The 21,874-nt window shown below is 45.0% G+C and carries 16 protein-coding genes; 3 read left to right on the forward strand and 13 right to left on the reverse strand.

Translation table 11 applies throughout. From position 1 onward, the window contains the following. Positions 1-162: 162 nt before the first annotated feature. Positions 163-390, reverse strand: a complete 228-nt coding sequence (locus tag ACM1ND_RS24240) for an aspartyl-phosphate phosphatase Spo0E family protein (RefSeq protein ID WP_023990607.1) — start codon at positions 388-390, stop codon at positions 163-165. A gap of 245 nt (positions 391-635) precedes the next feature. After that, positions 636-2,039, reverse strand: coding sequence for a DNA-binding protein (locus ACM1ND_RS24245; RefSeq protein ID WP_418026675.1), 1,404 nt, complete (start codon positions 2,037-2,039; stop codon positions 636-638). A 256-nt stretch (positions 2,040-2,295) separates the two neighbouring features. Here ACM1ND_RS24245 and ACM1ND_RS24250 point away from each other — a divergent pair, with 256 nt between their 5' ends. Next, positions 2,296-2,766 carry a helix-turn-helix domain-containing protein gene (locus ACM1ND_RS24250; RefSeq protein WP_418026677.1) on the forward strand — a complete coding sequence of 157 codons (471 nt, stop codon included), beginning with the start codon at positions 2,296-2,298 and terminating at the stop codon, positions 2,764-2,766. Here ACM1ND_RS24250 and ACM1ND_RS24255 read toward each other — a convergent pair. From ACM1ND_RS24255 to ftsE, 9 genes are all read right to left on the reverse strand, one after another. Further along, positions 2,763-4,160, reverse strand: a complete 1,398-nt coding sequence (locus tag ACM1ND_RS24255; RefSeq protein WP_418026679.1) for a DNA-binding protein — start codon at positions 4,158-4,160, stop codon at positions 2,763-2,765. The two genes, ACM1ND_RS24250 and ACM1ND_RS24255, sit on opposite strands and share 4 nt — an antisense overlap. A 187-nt stretch (positions 4,161-4,347) precedes the next feature. Then, positions 4,348-8,403 carry a glycosyl hydrolase gene (locus tag ACM1ND_RS24260; protein WP_418026681.1) on the reverse strand — a complete coding sequence of 1,352 codons (4,056 nt, stop codon included), beginning with the start codon at positions 8,401-8,403 and terminating at the stop codon, positions 4,348-4,350. A 301-nt stretch (positions 8,404-8,704) separates the two neighbouring features. Then, positions 8,705-9,088, reverse strand: a complete 384-nt coding sequence (locus ACM1ND_RS24265; protein ID WP_418026683.1) for a hypothetical protein — start codon at positions 9,086-9,088, stop codon at positions 8,705-8,707. Positions 9,089-9,361: 273 nt separating this feature from the next. Further along, the gene (locus ACM1ND_RS24270; RefSeq protein WP_023990616.1) at positions 9,362-9,919 is read right to left on the reverse strand and encodes a class I SAM-dependent methyltransferase; all 558 of its coding nucleotides are present in this window, start codon (positions 9,917-9,919) and stop codon (positions 9,362-9,364) included. 177 nt (positions 9,920-10,096) lie between these two features. Beyond that, the gene (locus tag ACM1ND_RS24275) at positions 10,097-11,413 is read right to left on the reverse strand and encodes a PDZ domain-containing protein (protein ID WP_068938863.1); all 1,317 of its coding nucleotides are present in this window, start codon (positions 11,411-11,413) and stop codon (positions 10,097-10,099) included. Positions 11,414-11,578: 165 nt separating this feature from the next. After that, on the reverse strand, positions 11,579-13,045 hold the full coding sequence (locus ACM1ND_RS24280; RefSeq protein ID WP_023990618.1) for a S41 family peptidase: 1,467 nt from the start codon (positions 13,043-13,045) through the stop codon (positions 11,579-11,581). Between the two features lie 206 nt (positions 13,046-13,251). Next, positions 13,252-14,535, reverse strand: a complete 1,284-nt coding sequence (locus ACM1ND_RS24285) for a M23 family metallopeptidase (protein ID WP_023990619.1) — start codon at positions 14,533-14,535, stop codon at positions 13,252-13,254. A gap of 86 nt (positions 14,536-14,621) precedes the next feature. Continuing rightward, on the reverse strand, positions 14,622-15,539 hold the full coding sequence (ftsX, locus tag ACM1ND_RS24290) for a permease-like cell division protein FtsX (protein WP_013312238.1): 918 nt from the start codon (positions 15,537-15,539) through the stop codon (positions 14,622-14,624). Further along, a complete protein-coding gene (ftsE, locus tag ACM1ND_RS24295) occupies positions 15,529-16,215 on the reverse strand; it encodes a cell division ATP-binding protein FtsE (RefSeq protein ID WP_023990620.1) in 687 nt (228 codons plus the stop codon). The genes ftsX and ftsE overlap by 11 nt, the downstream gene beginning before the upstream one ends. Positions 16,216-16,439: 224 nt before the next feature. On the opposite strand from ftsE, the gene ACM1ND_RS24300 reads away from it, so the two are divergent. Further along, on the forward strand, positions 16,440-17,858 hold the full coding sequence (locus ACM1ND_RS24300; RefSeq protein ID WP_418026685.1) for a VanW family protein: 1,419 nt from the start codon (positions 16,440-16,442) through the stop codon (positions 17,856-17,858). Between the two features lie 71 nt (positions 17,859-17,929). On the opposite strand, the gene ACM1ND_RS24305 is transcribed toward ACM1ND_RS24300, so the two are convergent. Continuing rightward, a complete protein-coding gene (locus tag ACM1ND_RS24305) occupies positions 17,930-19,093 on the reverse strand; it encodes an S-layer homology domain-containing protein (protein WP_028542121.1) in 1,164 nt (387 codons plus the stop codon). Positions 19,094-19,359: 266 nt separating this feature from the next. Between ACM1ND_RS24305 and ACM1ND_RS24310 the strand changes: the two genes are divergently transcribed. Then, on the forward strand, positions 19,360-20,148 hold the full coding sequence (locus ACM1ND_RS24310) for an alpha/beta hydrolase (RefSeq protein WP_418026687.1): 789 nt from the start codon (positions 19,360-19,362) through the stop codon (positions 20,146-20,148). Between the two features lie 75 nt (positions 20,149-20,223). On the opposite strand, the gene ACM1ND_RS24315 is transcribed toward ACM1ND_RS24310, so the two are convergent. Next, positions 20,224-21,858, reverse strand: a complete 1,635-nt coding sequence (locus tag ACM1ND_RS24315) for a glycosyltransferase family 39 protein (protein WP_076156394.1) — start codon at positions 21,856-21,858, stop codon at positions 20,224-20,226. Positions 21,859-21,874: the final 16 nt, after the last annotated feature.

Raw genomic sequence — 21,874 nt, forward strand, 5'->3', positions numbered from 1 at the left:
TGGCTTCCGCTCTGATGTAGACGCAGAACAATAAACCGTACGAACAACATGTATAAGAGCGGCGTACGAGATGCAATAGAGATTATTTTGTTTATTCTATATCCCACTATGTATTAGAAGCCCTGGTGAAGTTAGGTTTTATCTTGTCATGATACTTGAAGATTAATAAGATAGGACAAGCTCGTGTTGCTTCTCTTGTATTTGTGAACTTTGGGGTATGCTCTGTTGTCTGCGATAGCTATATTTCCAGTCACTGTATTTATTAAGGAGTCGATCCAACTCCATGGACTTGATTAACACCCGCCGATCCTTCAATCCCACCTCATTCGCCAAATCATTTAGTTCCTTCCGCTTTTCTTCGATGCATTCCTCCAATTGTTTCCATTTCACATCAATAAACCTCCTGTTCGGTGTGGTATTTACATTAGTTTACAAGCTGATACCTTCCCTACAGGTTAAAAATATAATAAAACCCAATTCATCCCTTTAACGGGATGAATCAAAAAAGCCAATTCAAAGGAATTGGCTTCGAGAACAGTGATTCTGTTCTATGAATTATTCAACCCATGCCATGATTAAATAATATAATTTCATTAGAACTTCCTACACTGCTTGGATTATAGAAAGGGAATATACTAAAAAATAGAATACCTAAGGCTAGTACCACCAAATAACCTTTTTTCATAGATATTCACCTCCTTAATTATATTTTCGTATCTCTTTGTTTGTTCATAAGTAGCAAATTCTCTGTAAACCTCAAACAACGCAACACATTGTTTAAAGTCACTATCATTCCGACTAATCAATGAAAGTGCAAGACAGTCCAGAACATAGTTTGTTCCTTTCTCCAAATTATTACTTTTATACTCATAAATTGCCCTTTGGTATAAAAAACAACAATAATAGTTTCTATTCTTTACATCATCAAGAAACTTGAACTGATCAATCTCTGCTGAAAAACTTTCAAGTACATAATCTACCGAGAAGTTATATTTGTTAGCTGATTCCAAGATAGTTAAAAGACCAGATAATTTCTCTTCCGGATGTTGATTGAGAAAAGAAATATATTCTACTAAAACATCTCTTTTTCCTAAAAGCATATCAAGTGTATAAGAGTTTGCTTTTGCCCAAAGACTGAACATCTTTACATATTGCTCGCCTTCTGAGTTAAGTCCTTTGAACCAACTTAAATCCGCGTAATATTTAATATAAGATTGTGCTTCCTCAAATTTCTCCATTTTTTGGAGAGCTGTAGATTTAGATAAATATCCGTATCCGTAATAAAAAACAAGATTTTTCTCTGTTTTAAATTCGTCCTTAACACGTCTTTTAGTATTATTATTTTCATATCGATTTAAATAAACAGTTTTGGCGAGAGTACACAACTCATCTCCATACTTCTCTACGCTGTCCCATTTATGTAGATAAAAATATATATTGATAATTTTTAAAAGCCCATCTAGCTGATAACTCTCTGGTAGGCGATTGCGATAAGGAATAAATCTCAGAACAGATTCCAAATTTTTCTCCAGATCTTGACCCACAGAAGCAACAAACAATTTATAATGGCTTATCGCCAATCTCTCAGAATGCTGATACTTTTCATTTTCAATGACACATTCATAGAATGGAATTGCCTCTTGGAGCTTCCCCCCTTCGTATAACTCCTCTGCCAAAGCAAAGATTGTTGGAATGTGGTTAAGATCTTCCATTAAGCGTGAGAGCACTTTCTCCACGCATCGCAGGTTTCCCACTTCAACACAACGAATCAGGAACGGCTTGACCCTTTTCCAATGTGGTCTTCCATCATAAAAACATTCATCCACATACAGGTCATACAACCAGCCCTCTGGATAATTAAACGCTTTGGTAATCAAGTCCATTTGTCTTACCGAGATAGGTTTAGGCGGATTGCCGTTAAGCATAGCACTAAATATGCCTCGGTTAAGCCCCGTAGCTTGTCCAAAACTATTAAAAGTGTAGCCACCAAGTTTTAGTTCTTTCTCAATTTCCGAACGAATCGTGGTTGCATTTTCCAATAAAAACACCCCCGGCGTATTCAGATGATTTTAAAAAATCACCCTCCTCGACAATCAATTACAATATACTAGAAATTATATGAATAAATTGGATGATGGTCAACCCCTTTTCTACACTGTTTTATTATATTATGGAATTTGATGTTTATTAAAATAGTTCTTACAAGAACTAAATATCGAATAATTAAGGCAATTCAATTACCTCCACGCTTAATCTAGCTTTGTCTACACTCATACTATAGAAGTGTGGGTGTCTATGGAAACAACGAAACTATTAGGAACGAAAATCCGTCAATTTCGAAAATTGCGGGGTATTACACAAGAACAGTTAGCAGAAGCATCCGATTCAACAGGTTCCTATATCGGCAAGTTGGAGCGCGGTGAGGTCAATGTACAAATTAAAACTTTGGAGAAAATAGCCGAAGCGCTAGACACTAATGTATTTGCATTTTTTGATTTTAATCCTTTTAAAGAACTCAAAAGTCAGCCCTGGATATGGGAATGCATTCATATCCTTTCCCAGCAGAGTGAAGCGGATCAGAATAAAGCTTATCGCATATTGAAGGAACTGTTCACCTCTTCACAAGCGAGCTTTTGGAGAGTAACTCCGACACCCCTGATACACATGAGGAATGGTAAATTTCACTCAATTAACATGTACGAAAAATTAAAAGAGCTGTGTGATCTCCCTACTCTAGATAGAGAAACACAGCCCTTTTTGTTCTAAGAGGTCATTTGCCTCATACTAATTTCCACTGCTTGTAACACTTTTTTATATTCTGTCCGTTGTTCTTCGGTCGAGTGATCCTTATATTTCTCAAATAATAGCGTGATGGACTTGATATAGTAATTCTTATCATTTAACTCTGAGGAGGCTTTTAAACTAATCAGCATACTGTCTATTGCCTCGGTATAGCTTCCTTTACTGAAATAGTATCGACTAAGCTCAAGAAAAAAACGAGAATATGTCAGCAGATCATTATTTGTATGATAATACGAAATATTTGTACGTAGCTCCCTAAATTCATTAATATTCTCAGCAAAAAGAGCCAGAGTTTCGTCTACTGAGTAACTGTAATGATTGGCCGATTCTATAATAGTCAATAGCCCAAGTAATATTTCCTGAGGATTATTTCTAATAAGTTCGACATAGGCAGGCAAACTAGCCGTATCCCCCATCAGAATTTCTAAATTCAAACGGTTTGCTATTCCCCATATTTCGAATTTCTGTGCCTCTATCATTCCAATCTCATCTAGACCTTCAAATTCAGTTAAATTTTCATAGTAAGGTATGAACTTCATAGCTGCTTCATATAGCCCTTGTTTTTCGAAGGAGTTTCCCTGCATTAAATAGGCTTGACCATAATAAACGATTAGATGTCTTTCTGTATTTAAACGTATAACTTCGCGATTCTTCGCCCTCGCTTGAGCTTGATGCCAATAAATGCTTGTGACTAGTACCTCAAGTTCCTTCGCATAGTGTATAGCCGCCTCATAATCATAAAATTGGAAATATGCATTAGTCAATTTTAACAACGCGTCTAATTGGTAATTCTCGGGAAGATTCCTCCGAAACGGTGCAAACTTTATAGTTGCTTGACGATTATTATCCAAGTCAGTATTCAGAGAATAACAAAACAAACGATACTGGCAGATTGCCAACCGCTCCGAGTGGTAATATTTTTCATTTTCAATTACACACTCATAAAAGGGAGTAGACTCCTTTTTCTTTCCTGCTTCGTGTAGTTCTTCTGCAAGCTCAAATATCGTCGGTACATAGGACAAGTCCTCGGTTAGTCTTGACAGTACCTTTTGAATACAGTCTTCCCTCCCTAACTCTACACAACGTAATAAAAAAGGCTTAATCCGTTTCCAGTGTCCTTTTCCCTCATAAAAGCATTCATCTATGTATAACTCATACAGCCAGCCTTCGGGATATCCCAATGCCTTGGTAATCAAGTCCATCTGCCGAACCGAGATCGGCTTAGGTGGGTTGCTGTTAAGCATGGTGCTAAATATACCACGGTTAATTCCAGATACTTTACTGAAGCTGCTAAATGTATGCCCCCTTTGCTTTAGTTCTGTCTCTATCTTCGAGCGGATCGTAGGTGTATGTTCCATGCTAATCCCCCTCTTTAGCTTGAAGAATTATATTTTTCGTCTCTACTAACATTATAAGGTAATTTTAGTTCGTGATTTCTTAAACCTGAATATAATAATCAAACATATCTCTTGGAGTATTTTTGTACAAAAAAATGAGCAGGTGGGATACTAAATCCCCTGCTCATTTCAACGATGGACGCCTGTCTTAATTAGCTGTCGGTTCGGTTCCCCAAACAAGTACACCATTATGATACAACGTAGCCTTCGTATGATCGGCATATGAAGTTTGCGTGCCTTTATACGAGTAATCGTCACTTTCGTTGTAGTTCGACCAGTCTGTTTTATGAATACGGGTTTGAATTTCGCCCGTGCTTCCTCCAGGTGCTAACACGCCTCCATTCGAGTTGAAGCTGACTTCCAAATAATAATCAGCACCGGTTGCAGCTTTATCCATTTTAACCAGCTTACCATTCAGCTTCGAGCAGCTCAGCACCGCATAGTCGCAGTTAAATGTCTGGTCACGGTCACCGTCGATCGTGTAGTAGTAGCGAAGTTTCAACTCGTTGATCGGTACGGAGATTGTACCTTTGTTTAAAATTTGGAAATGCGGGTTCAAGTGATTGTCGTTCACATTTGTATCCGCTGTGCGATACTGGAGCACCAATCCCGTTGTCGGCTGCTGAGTATCCGCTTTGGGCGCTGCGCTAGCCGTGTTCGAAACCGTTTGACCTGCATCATTCTTCGCTACGACTTGGTAATAGTACGTCGTGTCTGCTGTTACGGCTGTGTCAGTGTAGCTGCTTCCGTATACATCGCTCGCTACTGTGGCGAACGCGCCGTTTTCAGCCGTAGAACGCTTCACTTCATAGCTTGCTGCATTCGCTGATGCTGTCCAGCTCAGCTTTACTTTCGCCGTTTCGCCCGCTGCGTTCAGCGTGAAGCTGCCCGGTACTGATGGTTGCTCGGTAATGCCATACGTTTTTAAGTTGGTTGGGAGCTTTTCAAGCGTAATGACGTTCGGATGATTATACACTTTTTTCAGATGTTCAAGACTGTTTTGTTTGCCGTCTCTTAGGAAATCCCCATACCATGTAGCGAACCAGCTCCAATGGGCTTGATACGCCTTCATCAGATCAGGGTCCGGGATAGGTCCGTTTTCGCTCATGGCAACTAACTTTTTGTCCTTACCCAACGTAACAAGGTCTTCGTATTTTGCAATTTGTGGGCTGTAGTCTCCTGCTTGCGGATAAGAGTCGAAGCTCAAAATATCCACATACTCATCCCCTGGATACCAGTCGGGAGCAACAGAGTTCCAGACCCAGATCAGATTGTTCAATTTGTGCACATTAGTCAAACGATCGTGCATCAAAATATACAATTTTTTAACAGGCTCAGGACCTTTAGCGCCCCACCAGAACCATTTGCCTTCCGCTTCGTGCAAAGGACGGAACAGGACAGGAACTTTCGCATCCTGCAACTTCTTCAATTGCCCTGCAATCACATCGATGTCGCGAATAAGCAATTTATAATCTTCGGACTCTGGATGATTCATCGCATATTCTATATCGAATGTAGTCGAATCGGCATAGAAGCCTCTCCACCATTCTTTTCCCTGCGTATCGATCAGACCTTTCGGCGCGTTCCAGTGCCATGCAAAGGTAACGATGCCCCCTTGCTTATCCCATTCAATCGCCTTTTCCGTCTCTGTGGAACTAAGACCGTGTTCCGCTCTGCTTGGGGAATAGTCAATCAGGTCAAGTGCCGCAATAGCCGGCTTTTTACCTACATTCGCTTGAAGCCAATCAATTTCGGGCATATCCTCTTGACCGGAAAGCATATTCTTCCCGTATTGATCAACCAGATAGTTCATCAATGCTCTTGCTTCTACCGTCGCATTCGGATTGGTGAGCGTTTTGGTTACTGCATGTGGTGGACGGTCAGCAGCTGGCTCCAGCTTGACGTAGTCGATATCATACCAGCCCCAGCCTGTTTCAAAACCGATCGTATTCGCCCCTGCATTCAACAGAACCTTACCACCGGAGGTTTCTTTAAAATCAGCCGATTTCCAAAGTACCAGCTCGCCAGACGCTTTGCCGTTTAAAGAGAAGTTGGTGCGTTTGTCATCATGAGGCGAACGGTAGCCGATTGTAAGATTGTACAAGCCTGCCGCCTCTGCCTGGATCGTCATCGTCAGGGAATCCCCTGCATTGTGGAAATTAGTTACATAACCAGTACCGGAGAAGCCGGTCCCGCTGGATTCCACAATGGTTCCCTTCAGCGTGCCATCTTCGGCTTCATAGCGATCCTGTTCGTCTACAGGCGTTCGCGGAACCGCTTTCAAAACATTAGATTCGCTCGTTCCTGCCTTTGTTTTTGCGGTTATTTTATAATAGTAAGAAGTACCGTTCGTTACGTTCGTATCCGTATAAGACGTTTCGACCAAGTTGGATGCTACAGCAGCAAAAGGACCGTTTTCATACGTTGCCCGCTGTACGCTGTAACCTACAACTCCGCTGGAAGCGTCCCAGGATAAATCGACTTTCCCATCGCCAGCCTCAGCCCTCAGCGCAAAGCTTTCAGGATTTTCTACAGGCGTATCATTGCCAGCAGTCAACACGATGTGATAAGCCGTCAAAGGCGGTACTGTATAGGTAAAGCGGTTGCCTGAAATTTGCGTGATTGGCGCTGCTTCCTTAATTTGCGAGCTATTTTTGTCGAAGCCCCATACTTTAGCGGAACCGTAAGTCGTCTCGCCGGAAAGATCAAATTGGGCGTCGAATGCACTGTCCATGCTTTTATTCATGACAACGAGGTGCAGTTCTTTGTAGGATGCATCCATTACGGAAGCATGCACCGAGCTATTAACAATATCCGACGTTTGTGCATGAACGCTGATATCACCGAAAGTAGAGCTTTTTCCGTCATAATTGCGGTAAAGTTTGTAAGCGGCACTAACGTAGTTGTTGGCACCATCCTTTAACTTCCAGTAGTTTGCCATATAGACGTCGTTTTTGCCCAAGATGCCCAGCACATCAGTCATAGCGATACCGCCGGAAATATCATTTTCGCCACCATAGCTATACTCAGTCAAAGCCAGCTTGGTTCCTGGGTAATACTTATCCACCGACTGCTTTAATCGAGGCAGTATAGGCAAGAATTCACTGTTCCATTGAGCAATCCAGCTATCTTCCTTGTAGGTCGGGTCCCACAAAGTACGAGGCGCTTGCATTCTGGCTTTCTTCGTTTCGTCGTTGCCTACCTCATTTGTAATTCGTATGCCCCCGCCCATCGCTTCAGGATACCAGTGTACATCAAAGACATCCAGCAATCTCTTGCCTTCGGCTTGCGAGCTGAGACGCATTTGATCCAGGTAATAGTCCACGAACCAGCTGTAGTTGCCTTTTACAGAGTTCCAATCAGGTGCAGTTTGAAGATCTTTATAGGCGCCAAAACCGTAAAGAACGGGCCCAAAAATTTCCGCACCCGCGTCAACCGCTTTAACAGCTTTGGATAAACTTACCGACCGGTCTACCAACTCTTTGGCTCCAACCTTTTCACCATGAATACGCGGATGCGTATGCGACCAGAGAGCGGGTTCATTGTCGAGCGCATATCCTTTCACGCCCGTTTTTGTTGAAGCAACGCCGTACTTTTTCACTAAAAAGTTGACGAATTCATCCGCATAAACCTGATTGTCTTTCAGATCAGGCTGCAATTGAAACGGCGCATTTTTAGCGTTTACGACCTCATTCCACCGAGCGGAAGGAGCCTTTTCGCTTTCCTGCACACTTCCGTTTCCATCCTTGGCCACATAACCGGCCATCGGCAGTGTGACTAAAGAATATGTGCCCTGCTTCAGCGATTGATCGTGAAACGAGGTTGCCACCGCACCTGGCTTTTCACATTCGGCTTTTGTCAATCCGGCGTTGTCGCATAAATAGCTATCGCTGGACTGCATCCAGTCGCTTCCTGCATTGGACATATTGTTTTCCCAGTTATATCCGGTCATTCGATTGCCACCAAGTCGTCTGGCAGTCAGATTCTCATCGCCTGCCAACTCCTGATTCGTACCGTAAATATAAGGACTAATAGGCTTACGATCCTTGGATGTATCGACTTTAATGGTAACAGTCTTTGCCGTTTGACCGTGAACTACAGTTGGAGTCGGTAGAGCACCCCCTACTATAATCGTGCATGCCATGACGACAGGCAGCCATTTGGAACGTTTGGACCAAATACTACTACTATTTTTCGCCTTCATGCCGCTTCCTCCCTTCAATTTAAAAAGAGCGGCACCCATATGAATGCCCCTCCTTGAGGCTTTAAGGCCCCTTCCCTGTCCCCAAACGAGCTTATCGTTCCGTTGCAGCGTCATATCCATGCTTGAAAGTTCCAGCCGAAAACAACACCCTCTTTCTTTGAAACTGGATTTATAATATTACCTTAACACAAAGGTATATTGACATTTTTAACTATTGTTTTAATTAGCTAGTATTAATTTCTTAAATAACCATATAGCTTGAGGTATCACAATAGCTCTTGCTCATCCACACTCGTCTTCCCTAGCGCACTTTATCCTTTTGAATAAGCTTATAATAGATGCGTGCAGGCTCTGATTCTCCAGTGGATAAAATGTATTCTGCTAAAGGTGCGCACAGCTTTTGGAGATAAAAGGAGTATAGCAGCTCGGCCGTGTCAAAATGAATTTTCAACACTTGCTTCATCAAGCCTTCGAATTTGGAGTAATCCAGTTCTTCCGGGGTAATATCAAACGGGTACTCAGGAAAGGTTTTTTTCTGAATTTCAACAAACTGCTCCCTAAGCTTCGGTTGATTGCCTGAACGGGCAGCCGAGAAATTCATCATAAAAAAAGATACAAAATCCGTCTCACGCTCACTTAACTCATAGTACTCACACCAACGCATGAATATCAGCGGTTTTACCATATATAAATCTCCTTTAACAAAAGTTCAGATTTATCATGAATCTTACAAAAATCTAGCGGGTTCCATCTTATGTAATATATAGGTTAAGCCCCATTTTAAAATATGATTCCTTAAATGAATTTTGCTTTTTAACATATCCCCTTCTTATATATCCATAAAAGTGCACAACAAAAAAAGACTGTTTCAGCATTTTAATGACGCTGACCAAGTCTTCTCATAATTATCCGTATATTCACATTCGTATTTATTCTAATCCTCTACATAGCTGCAAGGTTACAGGCTGCAAGTGAACACATAAGCGGGAGGGACATTGCAGTTTACCTTTTTAATCTGAATGTCAGCAAAAAAGGTGCGAAAAAAATTGTGTTTGACCTTGCTGTACTGGAACGTAATAAATTTGCCTTCCTGGCCCAAAACCTCAGCCGTTTGTCCCAAAATGAGGCTGGATAATGCAGCGGGCAAGCTGGTGAAAGGGAGCCCTGACACGACATAATCCACTTTTGGGACCTCATACTGTCGTATATACTGCGCTACATGCTCAGCCGATCCATGAATAATGTGTACCCTCTCCAGGTGTCCGTACTTGCTTTGTAGCGTTTTGTAAAACGATTCATTAGCTTCAATCACTAAAAGTAGCGTTTCTGGACGCTTGTTCAAAATAAGCTCTTGCGTAAACACACCGGTCCCTGCACCATATTCAATAATGCACGATGCTTTGTCAAAGTAAATCGGTGTGGCAATTTGTTTGGCCAACTGTCTTGAGCTGGGTATAACAGCGCCTACGCTACGTGGATGCCTGATGTACTCTCGAATAAAGTGAATCGCGTTCATCTTTTTCTCTCCCTGCTTGACACACATGATAGGCATTCGGTTCATCAACACTTCTTATTACATATTCATTGTATACCGATCAGAATATTGATTTCAAGCAGGCTACTGTCGGCATATAAAAAGAGCGTAGCCTTATTCGACTCTAATCAAATAATGACTACCCTCTTGTTGTAACATCTATTTGTCCATGGTATCCAAATGTGCACCCTCTGCCTGCGATGCCTGTCCAGCTTTACGTCGTCGTGCGCCTATGTGCATGGCAACAATCCGATAGATGGAGGCTGGCTGTATGGATACGGCCCAGCTCGCGTCTGCATCCGGTGCAAGCACGACCCCTAGCTGGTGATGATCGCCATCGTACATGCCTCGCTGCACAAACTTGCTCTCGCCCTGCAGATTGCGTACCTCCAGTTTGCAAAAAGCAGAGTTGATCCGCAAGGCCTGGTGTAACTCGGCACGGGTATTCACAACAACCCCATTCACGCGGTAAATGGCCTCGCCCGGCAGTATGCCCATGGCTGTCGCTGGACTGTCTGGCAGCACAGCGAGAACACGCATCCCTTGCTCCGGATGGACAAACATCGGGCTAAGACGACTTTCCTCTATATTACCATACCAGATCAGCGCCTCATGAGCCAGAAAGGAGAATAACGCTGCTAACAATATCAGCGGATTCCACCAAGCAGCCAGCAAGCTCAGCAGAAGTAAAGCCACACTGTACAGGAGCAAACGGTTCGAAGTAAGTACCGCCTTCTGTCGTGGTAGCTGGCCTAGCGTCACGCTACTGAAGCCCATTAGGACTGGCAAGGCTGCCAGCATATACCCGGTTCCGGCATCGCCGCCGAACAAAGGTGTCCAGGGAAGCATGAAGCCTCCCTGAGTCGGTACCAACAACAACAACGGAATGGGCCAGAGGTCTTCCATACGATAACCGCCAACCAATCTTCCCCGTTTGCCCTCGACAAACAGCGGAGTGGCCGCCTTCCCCCCTTGCCAGCGAACCAACAGCGCCTCAGCCACATGCAGCACGGCGACCAACACCAACAGTGCTGGAATATCCAATCCGCGGATGGCTGCTACTGATGTTCCGAGCGCTCCCCCAGGTTGCCAGCCGCTGGCCACGTTTAAGAAAAACTGAACCACACCTAGCAGACCTACCGAATAAGCGAGACACAGGTAACGGACGCGTACCAGCATGAGCAGTAATGTCGCTACCCACAGGCACACGATGGAAGCCGAGTTCAGATGCACACTGACGAACATTCCCAGAGCAGATAGCGCCATTCCAGCAAGCAAACCACTCCATACGACACGCCAGGTCTCTGCAGCCCAGCTATGCATTTTGGTATGAAATAGCTTGCGCTCCAGCAGCATTTGCCGACGATAACCAAGTGCTACAATGAGTATTGAGATATAATAAAACGGCTGCAAAAGCAGGTACAAGCAAGCATTCAAGACGCTCCATCCCCATTGTAATGCCCATTCCAAGTCCATTCACACTCCTTATGCCCCTGGCCCGCTGTATAGCGGATCACGTACATTTCATATCCATTTATTCTATATGAAATTGCCAACGTAGGGAAGACAAACCGACAGACTTCAAATAAATCCCAATATAAAAGGAGGCTGTTTCCAGCCCCCCTTGTTGTAGCCTCACTATTATTTCGCTGCGCTTGTCTTCATTTCCTTCCGAATCTCTTCAATCCCCTGCTTGAGTTGATTATCATTTTTCGGATCACGAATTTTCTCAATCAGCTTGGCTTCCATCGCTGCTGCTGTCTTCGCATCAATGATGCCGCTAGCCGTCAGCTTCGCTTGTTTTTGGAAAGCAATAACAGAGCTTTCCGTTACTTTGTCAAAATAGCCATCCTCGCGACCTGGTTTGTAACCCAAGCCTTGCAGAATGATTTGTGCATTTTTCACATCACTGCTATTCATATTGTATTTCAAGGACTTTTCCTTGTTCAACGGTGCTGCTGTGAAGTATTCAGGCTGTTCCACCGCGATATTCGGCTTAATCCCTTTTTTATGAATCCACGTTCCATTTGGCGTTAACCATTTGGCAATCGTGATTTTGAGCAGGCTACCGTCACCCATTTGCTTGTCATAGCTGGTTTGTACAGTACCTTTACCAAAGGAATTTTCCCCGATCAACACAGCACCTGCTGATTGCTGGAGAGCACCTGCCAGAATTTCGGACGCACTTGCGCTGCCTTTATTCATTAGCAAAGTCACTGGATAGTTCTTACGTGATCCTTTGGATTTCTCTTCTTCACGCTTCTGATTCTTGTCTTCCACTTGTACAATCGTTTTGCCAGAAGGTACAAATTGCTGTGCAATATCAATGACCACGGAAAGCACGCCGCCCGGGTTATTACGCACGTCAATGACGAGCCCTTTAAGCCCTTGTTTTTCGAGCTTCGCTAACTCTTCCTTGAAACGTTCTGCTGTATTCAAGGAGAACTGGGTGATCGTGATGACGCCTACACCGTCGCTTTCCATATGAGCCGTTACAGTTTCCATATCAATGTTGTCACGGGTAATCGTGTATTCGAGCGGATCAGGAGAGCCACTGCGCTGAATTTTGACTTTTGCCTGACTGCCTTTAGGCCCACGGATTTTGGAAACGGCCTTGTTTAGATCCAATCCGTCCAGTGTTTCACCATTAACAGACAAAATAATATCCTTAGAGCGTAACCCTGCCTTCTCTGCCGGGGAGCCTTTAATTGGCGTGACTACAACTACTTTCCCGTTTTCGGCAGCTACTTCGGCTCCGATCCCAGTAAAAGAACCTTCAATGGATTGCTCGAATTGTTGGGCAGTTTCTTTACCCATATAAGAGGAATACGGGTCGCCGAGCGACTCCATCATACCATTGATGGCGCCATCCACCAGCTTGGTACGATCCACATCCTGATAATATTGTCCCTGAATCAGGTCCATCGCCGTCTCGATTTTGCGGATATCACTTCTGGAGGTAGAACTGCTACCTGTCACACTCGCCAGCAGTCCTTCGCCCAGAGCGCTGTTCCCTACTGTAGTCGTTCCAGTATAGGCAAAAGTGAGCAGACTGCCGCCAAGCAGCCCGATCACCATCAAGAGTATCGCTGTACTTTTTTTCAACATCTAATCGTCCACCGCCTTCTCATTATCTTGTATCCTATTGCCTTACAACGCATATCCATCCACGAAGTATACGTCTAGCTTGTACGGAATATGTTAATTGTATCCTACTCCGTGTCTCAATGCACATATTCTTCATCGGATATTAACCATTACAGCAAAGCCCTATCTACAACCGTAATGGCTATAAATAGGGCTTACCTTATCTACTATAAATAGTTCATTGGATTTACAGGTTTGTTATTTTCGCGCACCTCAAAATGACAGTGAGGTCCTGTGGAATTGCCCGTCGAACCAACTTCTGCAATTTTTTGACCACGTTTCACAGTCTGCCCGGTATGAACCACCGTACCGCCATTGCGAATGTGTCCGTATAGGGTCCATAGCCCGTCTCCATGGTCAATCACAACCGTATTTCCATAGCCACTCCACCATTCGGCAACAATGACAACACCATCTTCGGCTGCATGAATATCGGTTCCCTGAGGAGCCGCCATATCAACACCTGTGTGGCCTTTAAGCTTGCCGGTAATCGGATGTACCCGCATGCCAAAAGTAGATGAAAGTCGGTAATGGGATACAGGCGAAGCCAATGTGCCCGTTCCGCCTGTATACGTACTGGCTGCCGCATGGCTGGAATTCGAGGCGGCACCTGAGGATGAAGATGCATATCGTTTGGCTTCAGCCGCACGTGCAGCCGCTCTAGCGCGTGCTGCTTTGGCAGCCTGCTCCGCTCTAAGCTTGTTCTTCTCCTGCACCAGACCCACACGCTTGTTAGCGAGTGCTACCAGCATGTCATTTTGCTCTTCACTGATTTCATCTGACTCAGCAATATCATGATCGTAATTGGAAATCAGTCTTTGTTTCTCTTTTTCCTTCGAATTCAGTTCTGCTTTGGCGTCCTGCTTGAGCGCATAGAGCTTCTTGGCATTTTTATATTCCGTGTCCAGCTGTTTCTTCTTGCTTACGACCAGTGCCTTGTCCTTTTTATGCTCGTCCAACAGGATTTGATCCTGCTCCACGATCGTTTTCAAGGAATCTACCCGGCTGAGAAAGTCACTAAAACTGGACGAAGACATAAGCACGTCCATATATGAGACGGTTCCATCCGTATACATCAAACGCACACGAGTTTCCAGCATTTTTTCCCGTGACTGGATACGATCAATTGCCTCAGCTAAATCTTTTTTAGTCGCACGTAGATTATCTTCCGTTTGATCAATCTGAACCGCAACACGAGTCAGCTGATCACTGACGCTGTTAATCTGAGCAAGCACAATTTTCAGGTTTTGCACGGTTTTATTTTTGTAATGTTGAGCATACTGTTTATCTTGAGCAGCCTTTTCCTGTTGTTGCTTGGCAGATTGGGCCTGCTTTTCCAATTGGTTCAGCTGCGAATTGATTTCACTCATGCTTTTGGCATATCCGTCAGAAGGCTGGATTAGCAATGCGGCTACCAAGGTAGCGGCCAACACAGATCCTGTTTTTTTCAACTTGCACTCCCCATCCTTTATCGCAAAATAACACCGGGCTTCCCCGTTCTAATTGATACCGACCACGACGTCCAGCCAACGCTTCTTTATACTTTTAAGAACTTACGCATGGACAGGGTACTGCCAACAATTCCGACCAGCATACCCAAAATAATCAGCAATGCACTCAACTGAATCCAAATGCCTTCAAGTGGCATAAGCTTCAACATATTCAGAGCTATATCGCCCTGAACGGCGGTCAGCAAACGCTGATAGCCAGTAAATAAAATACCTACAGTAATAAGGGAACCAATAAGACCAATAAGCGCGCCTTCGATAAAAAACGGCCAGCGTATAAAAAAGTTGGTCGCACCGACCAGCTTCATAATGCCAATCTCTCTGCGTCGTGCCAATATGGTCACGCGAATCGTATTCGAGATAAGGAACATGGACATGATCGCCAGTCCGGCGACGAATATAAAGCCTACATTACGTATGAGCTTCGTAATCGTAAAGAGCGTCTCTACGGTGCCTTTTCCATAACGAACCTTTAAAATCGGTTTCTCTGGATGCAACGTATTCAGCTTCTCAATCTTTTCAGCCACAAATGGAACCGTTGTTGGTTCAATAACCTCTACCACAATTTTGTCCGGGAGTGGATTGCTGTCCTTGTCAAAACCCTCCAGCAGCTCCTTGCCGCTGTCTCCCAAATCTTTGCGCAGCTCCTCCAAACCCTGAGCTTTAGTCACAAAGGTCGTTTTGCTGATTTCCGGCATCGCCGCGATTTCCTTTTGCAGTGTTTCGCGCATGTTCTGCTCTACATTTAGCTCCAGAAATACGTTAACCTCTACCTGACTATCTGCCTGATCAGCCAGGGAATTGACGTTGAGCACCAGCATGATAAATACGCCCAATATAAGTAATGACACAATAATCGAGGTGACGGATGCCACGGACATCCAGCCATTGCGGAATATGTTTTTGAAACCTTCCCGCACATGACGTAAGAAGGTATTAAAAGTCATATCCGTACTCCCCTCTTACCTGATCCCTTACGATGTTGCCATTCTCAATAGCAATTACGCGTTTACGCATGGAGTTCACGATGTCCTTATTGTGGGTCGCCATCACAATGGTCGTACCCCGAAAATTAATTTCGTCCAGCAACTGCATGATCTCCCACGATGTCTCGGGGTCCAGATTTCCCGTAGGTTCATCGGCAATGATCACGGAAGGATTGTTTACGATGGCCCGTGCAATCGCTACACGCTGTTGCTCCCCACCGGAAAGCTGGGCAGGCTCACGATTCATTTTTGTTTTCAAGCCAACCAGTTCAAGCACTTCTGGTACCCGTTTGCGAATCAGCTTCTTGGGAGCTTCAATAACTTCCATAGCAAAAGCCACATTCTCATAAGCCGTCAAACGCGGCAAAAGCCGGAAATCCTGAAAAATGACTCCGATGTTACGACGAACGTAGGGAATTTTACGCTGCTTGAGCTTCCCGATATTAAAACCATTGACTGAAATTTGCCCCTTGGTAGGTACTTCTTCTCTATAAATAAGCTTCATAAAAGTCGATTTCCCCGCTCCAGACGGGCCGACTACGTATACAAATTCATTACGGTCAATTCTGACCGATACTCCTTGAAGTGCGTGGGTTCCGTTAGTATAGGTCTTCCACACATCCTGCATTTCAATCACTCGATCACTTCCCGCTGCTTAATCATATTACGTATAACCTAATATCCATTCGACATATTCCATGCATTTCCTTTAAAAACTTCTCTATTTCATCATACCGTTTATCATTGTAACAAATTTGTTACCTAAATAGTACCGAAAGTTTTCTGCTTTTGGCACATATATATGAATAATATGGCACACGAGTACGCTATCAAGCTTATCAGACAGGAGACATCTGCATTATGAAAAAAATTCATTTATCTGTCATTTGGATATGGGCTGGTGTTCTGGCGCTGGCCATGTTGTGGGGGGGACTTCATCTGTACGCCGACAGACAAACGCTGCCGGAGGGAGTGAGGGTCGGAGGAGTCAACGTAGGAAGCATGGATTACACAGCCGCTCTCCGGCTGGTGGATAAAAAGCTGGATGCATTAAAGCAACGCCCACTGCTTCTGACGGACAGTGACAGCAGTGCACAGGATATAAAACTTACACTCGGGGAAGCAGGGATTCGTTATAAAGCGGAGGCATTTCGGAATGCCGTGAAGGCGCTCAGCTCGGAGCAGCTATGGACTCGTGTGCAGACACGTTTTAGCTTCGAAAAGGAATGGTCTATCGCATCTTTCCGACAGAAGGAGATATTGAAAGCCCAATTCGGAGCCGATTGGGAGGAGCAACGATATGGCATGCCTATCAATGCTGTGCGTCAGATTGACGGGAATGATCAGGTTCGTTATATTCCGGGGCGCTCTGCGCGACGTCTGGATTGGCCCAAACTGGACGCCGCACTGGATAAGGCGCTGCCCAAGGATTTTACCGCTTCTGAGGAGCCGATACGAGTGGAATTACCGTTCCTTCAGCTGGAGCCGAAAATTTCGGTGGACAGCCTGCGTAACGAAGGGATTGAGCGTAAAATCGTCCAGTTCTCCACCAGTCTCGGCAGCAGCTCGGAAGGACGTGTGTATAACGTCAATTCAGCGGCAAGCACCGTTGATGGTTTAATTCTCAAGTCAGGCGACATATTCGACTACGGTCAATTGATTGCCAAGGCCGAGCGCACTCATGGCTTTCGTGAAGCTCCAGTGATCGTGAACGGTCAGTTGGAGTCCGGCATAGGCGGCGGGATTTGTCAGGTATCCAGCACGGTGTATAATGCAGCACTGCGAGTCGGTTTGGACATTGTTGAGCGCCGCAACCATTCCTTGCCGGTCAGCTACCTGCCCAAAGGTCAGGATGCGACTTTTGCTACAGGGTCCATTAATTTTCGTTTTAGAAACAATACAGGCAAGCATTTACTACTTCGTGCGGCTGTCCAAAACCGAACGCTTACTGTTAAATTTTTTGGTACATTTCCGTCCAATGTTTCGTATGAACTGGAATCCCATACGGTTCGCATACTTCCCATACCGGAGAAGAGATTCCGTAATGACTCCCTTTCCCCCGGCTTCTATCAAGTACTTCGGCAGGGCAAAGAAGGATATGTGGTAGAAACATTCCGGGTAAAAAAGGTGGACGGAAAAACCGTAAATCGGACCCGAATCAGCCGCGATACGTATCGAGCGCAGCAACGCATTATAGCTAGTTATGGCGGTGGCACATCGTCTGAGCCACAAACACGTGAACCCGAGAAGTCTATTGTCGAGGACGGTATAAGCGAATAAACGAAAAATCCCCCTTCCACTGTCGGCTGGACTTGTTCCAGACAGAGTGAAAGGGGGATTTTAGCTATAAATTACTCGCTGCGTTTACCCAAAACAGAAATTTCTACAGGCTCACTTTCGTTACCGTCTGCATCTTCAGCTTTGATTACCAGCCTAACCGTTGCTTTTTGAGCAAGCACACTGATACTAAATGTGCCATCATCTTTGGCTACTGCACTACCGATAGGCAGTTCGTTGGAATAGGCGGTTACTGTGGAACCTGCTTTAGCTGTCCCCGTAATTGTACCTTCTCCGTCATACACATCGTTGACTTTCAGTGCTTTCGTAGTTGCAACCGCGTCAGCAGCTGTGTCTGTAGTGCTATCTGTAGTCGTATCCGTAGTTGTGTCAGTATCTGTGTTGGTATCTATGGTTGTAGAGTTGTCCGTAGTCGTGCTATCTGTGCTGGTACTTGTGCTGCTATCTTCTGTTTCACTGCCAGAAGTAGTCGACGTGTTACCATAAGTGGAATCTGTCACATTGCCGTATGTGGAATCCGTCACCGTTCCACCAGGAGTCGTCGTCAGATTATCAACAGGGCTCAGGTTGTAACCGGAAGCAGCATCCAGAATAGCAATCGCCTCTGCACGAGTCAGCGACTTCAGTGGCTGGAATTTACCATCCGGATAACCGTTGATGATTTTTTGCTCCGCAGCTGCCGCTACACTTTTCTTCGCCCAAGCTCCAATTTTGTCGGAGTCAATGAATTTAGTAACATCTGCTGCGTTACCGGCAGTGAGTCCAATAGCTTTGCCTACGATAGCCGCAGCTTCTTGACGTGTTACCTTACCATTTGGTTTGAGCTTGTTATCTGCATAGCCGCTTATGTAACCTGCATTCACGGCACTTGTCAGCTCGTTGTATGCCCAGTGAGAGGCTGGTACATCTGTGAACGTTCTGCTTCCATTACCGTTTACTTTTACACTGTCCGCATACGTTACGTCAGTCACTGCTGGAGTATCCTGCGTGAACGTACCCAAGCTGCGATTCAGGAGAACAATAAACTCTGCACGTGTGATTGCCGCATCTGGTTTCACCGCGCCGTCCAATTGTCCTGTGGCTGACCAGCGTTGCACCTGATCTCCTGCCCAATGTCCACTTGTAGTTTGAGGAGCAGCTGCCGCTGCGCTGAATGCGCTAAGAATAAGACCTGTACTCAATACACCTGTAACTGTATTTCTTAACTTTTTTCCCATGCTATAAATTCCTCCTCTGATTGGATTCATCATTCTTTTTTAAACACTTTACCAGAAATCAAACCCAAATAACCCCCAAATTAAAAAAATCGTCCCATATAACCATACCCCCTCCTTATGTAGGATAAATAAGAAACGGGACTTAATGCCTAGTTATTCACTTGGATATGTATATTTAGACAAGCTAAGGTATACTGAATGAATATTCGGTCATATGCTGGAACACTGCAATGAGGTCACAAAACCCTAAGAAAAGAGGTCTTCTTATGGCTCTTATTCAATGTCAGTTTTATTCTGAAGTTCTTGGTCTGAGCACATCCATGAATGTTATTCTTCCTCAGGCAACCCGTTCGCAAATTGGACTGGAAGGCAAGCAAGGAACCGGGCCACATCCGACGCTGTATTTGCTGCATGGCCTATCGGACGATGATTCAACCTGGTTACGTCGAACCTCCATTGAACGCTATGTCGCCTCATTGGGCCTAGCTGTCGTCATGCCCCAGGTACATCGGAGTTTCTATACGAACATGGAGCAAGGCGCGGCTTATTGGACCTTTATCAGCGAAGAATTGCCGGCTTTGGCACGTTCATTCTTTCCTCTGTCCGACAAGCGTGAAGATAATTTTGTAGCCGGACTTTCTATGGGTGGATATGGTGCTTTCAAACTGGCACTCCAGCATCCAGAGCGTTTTGCAGCCGCTGCCAGCCTTTCGGGAGTCATGGATTTACACGCATCACGCACCGATCCTATGCAAAATGCGATGAGTCCAGCGGAATGGCTTAACATTTTTGGTCCAGATGAAATACGTGGAACGGATCACGATTTGCTGGAACTGTTACAACGTCATGCTGCTTTGGGGACCTCACTTCCCCGGCTCTACCAATGCTGCGGCACGGAGGATTTCCTATATAAGGGAAATCAGGTTTTTCGTGAAACATGTAATACTGCCGGAGTTCCGCTGACCTACGAAGAAGGTCCTGGAGCTCATGAATGGGGATACTGGGACGCGAAAATTCAGGATGTACTGGCGTGGCTACCGCTCAAAGAGCACTAAACAGGTTAAAAAAATCCCCGCAGCTTCCCTCATCGCACCATGGCGAAGGGATAGGCTCGGGGATTTTTATGCACATTAGGGATTTGTTGTGGTCTCCGTCGATGGAGATCCTTTAGTTAGTGACTTGGGTAGCACCTTGTACAAGCGCCACTCACCGTTAAACTCACGTTCAAGCTGGACCCAAGGAGCGCCTTTTTCATATAAATTCGGATATACCATATTGATTTTACTCAGTGGCATGCCTGACATGATCTTAGGTACAAGGATATAATCCACATGGTTATCCTGCGGATAACTTAATGCCTTATTGAACAAATAATCACTGGTAATCAGGAAGCGTTTTGGATATTGGCTGTAGACAATCATGGTGTAGGCTGAAGCCGAATCGGTCATAATGGTAGACTTCGGCAGATGCTCATCCAACCAGACGGCAATCTTACGATCTGACTCCTGTCTCACATAGTTCACATTCCCCGTTCGTGTGAGAAAGCTGTTCTCATCCGGTGCAATATCCGGGCGAGTCAATGCATAGGAAAGTAATCCAGCGGTAAGCAGCAGACTGACGGACACCAGGCCAAAGGCTGCCCTCCGCCATCGTCCCTGAAGCTGGCTCAGCTCATAGGGCAACCAGGCTACGGTAATTGGGAACACGTACATAAAATAACGAAACCATCCGTACGAAGATTGCTTCATCATGAGTAAAAATTGCAATCCTGGCACTGACAGGAACAGCAGCAAAATAATCAATGTTCCCCATCGGAACAAGCGTCCACTCAACAGACGAATGAACAGAATAGCAAACAACGGTACCGAATACCAGAGTGTTTTGGAAGCAATAAATTTCAAGGCCACCAGCGGATTGGAGAAAATCTCTACAAACTTATCATCATTCAGCAGTTCTGCCGATTGGGCTGTGTTCGAATACTCCGAATTCAGGAAGTAAAAAGCATTCCCCATAATGAGATAGTTGAAGAAAATCCACAACAGCCCGGAAAAGACCACAGGGAGCAGAAGCAGTAACCAGGTTGCCTCGACCTTGTGCAGTTTTTCTCGCAAGGCCAGTTCACGTCTGCCCATGTTTCGATGTAGAAACATGATCGCCAATACCACTCCACCCGCCATTGCCACGCCCAGAGGAACCGCTTCATAGCGAGTCCAGAACGCCATGGCAAGCGCTAATCCAGAAACAATCAGACTTGCCGTCATGCGATCCTTGAGCCACAATGCAAACTCAATCACCGTCATCATAATGAAGTATATGTATAGCGAATCGCTCAGCCCATTGGCACCAAACAGTAAAATAAACGGATTCAGTGCATACAACAGTGCCAGCATGATGCTCATCCCTGAGCTAAGCCCTGTTCTGACCCCCGCCCGATACAGCAACATAGCGGTCAAAGCGGCAAAGGTAGCACTAAGAATGACAGCAGCCAATCCATAGGTGGCTAATGCCGGAAAGATTGGATACAGCAGTAGAATCACCATTTCCAGAAGACTGGGTAGTGGATTCCAGATAAATCCGATTGCGCCCAGATGCGGGTCACGGCTGTACAGCACATAAAATGCATTAGCTACGCGACTGAGCGCGTCTGTGTGCATATATCCCAGAACATAGCTGAAATAGATGCCCGCAGACAGTTCCAATGCAAGTATAAATACAAACAGACCTATAGCCATCCATCTGCTTGCAGACCATTTGCGAAAGGACATTCCTCTCGTTCCCCCT

This window comes from Paenibacillus sp. JJ1722 (assembly GCF_048282685.1).
In the GTDB taxonomy this organism is placed as follows: domain Bacteria; phylum Bacillota; class Bacilli; order Paenibacillales; family Paenibacillaceae; genus Paenibacillus; species Paenibacillus polymyxa_B.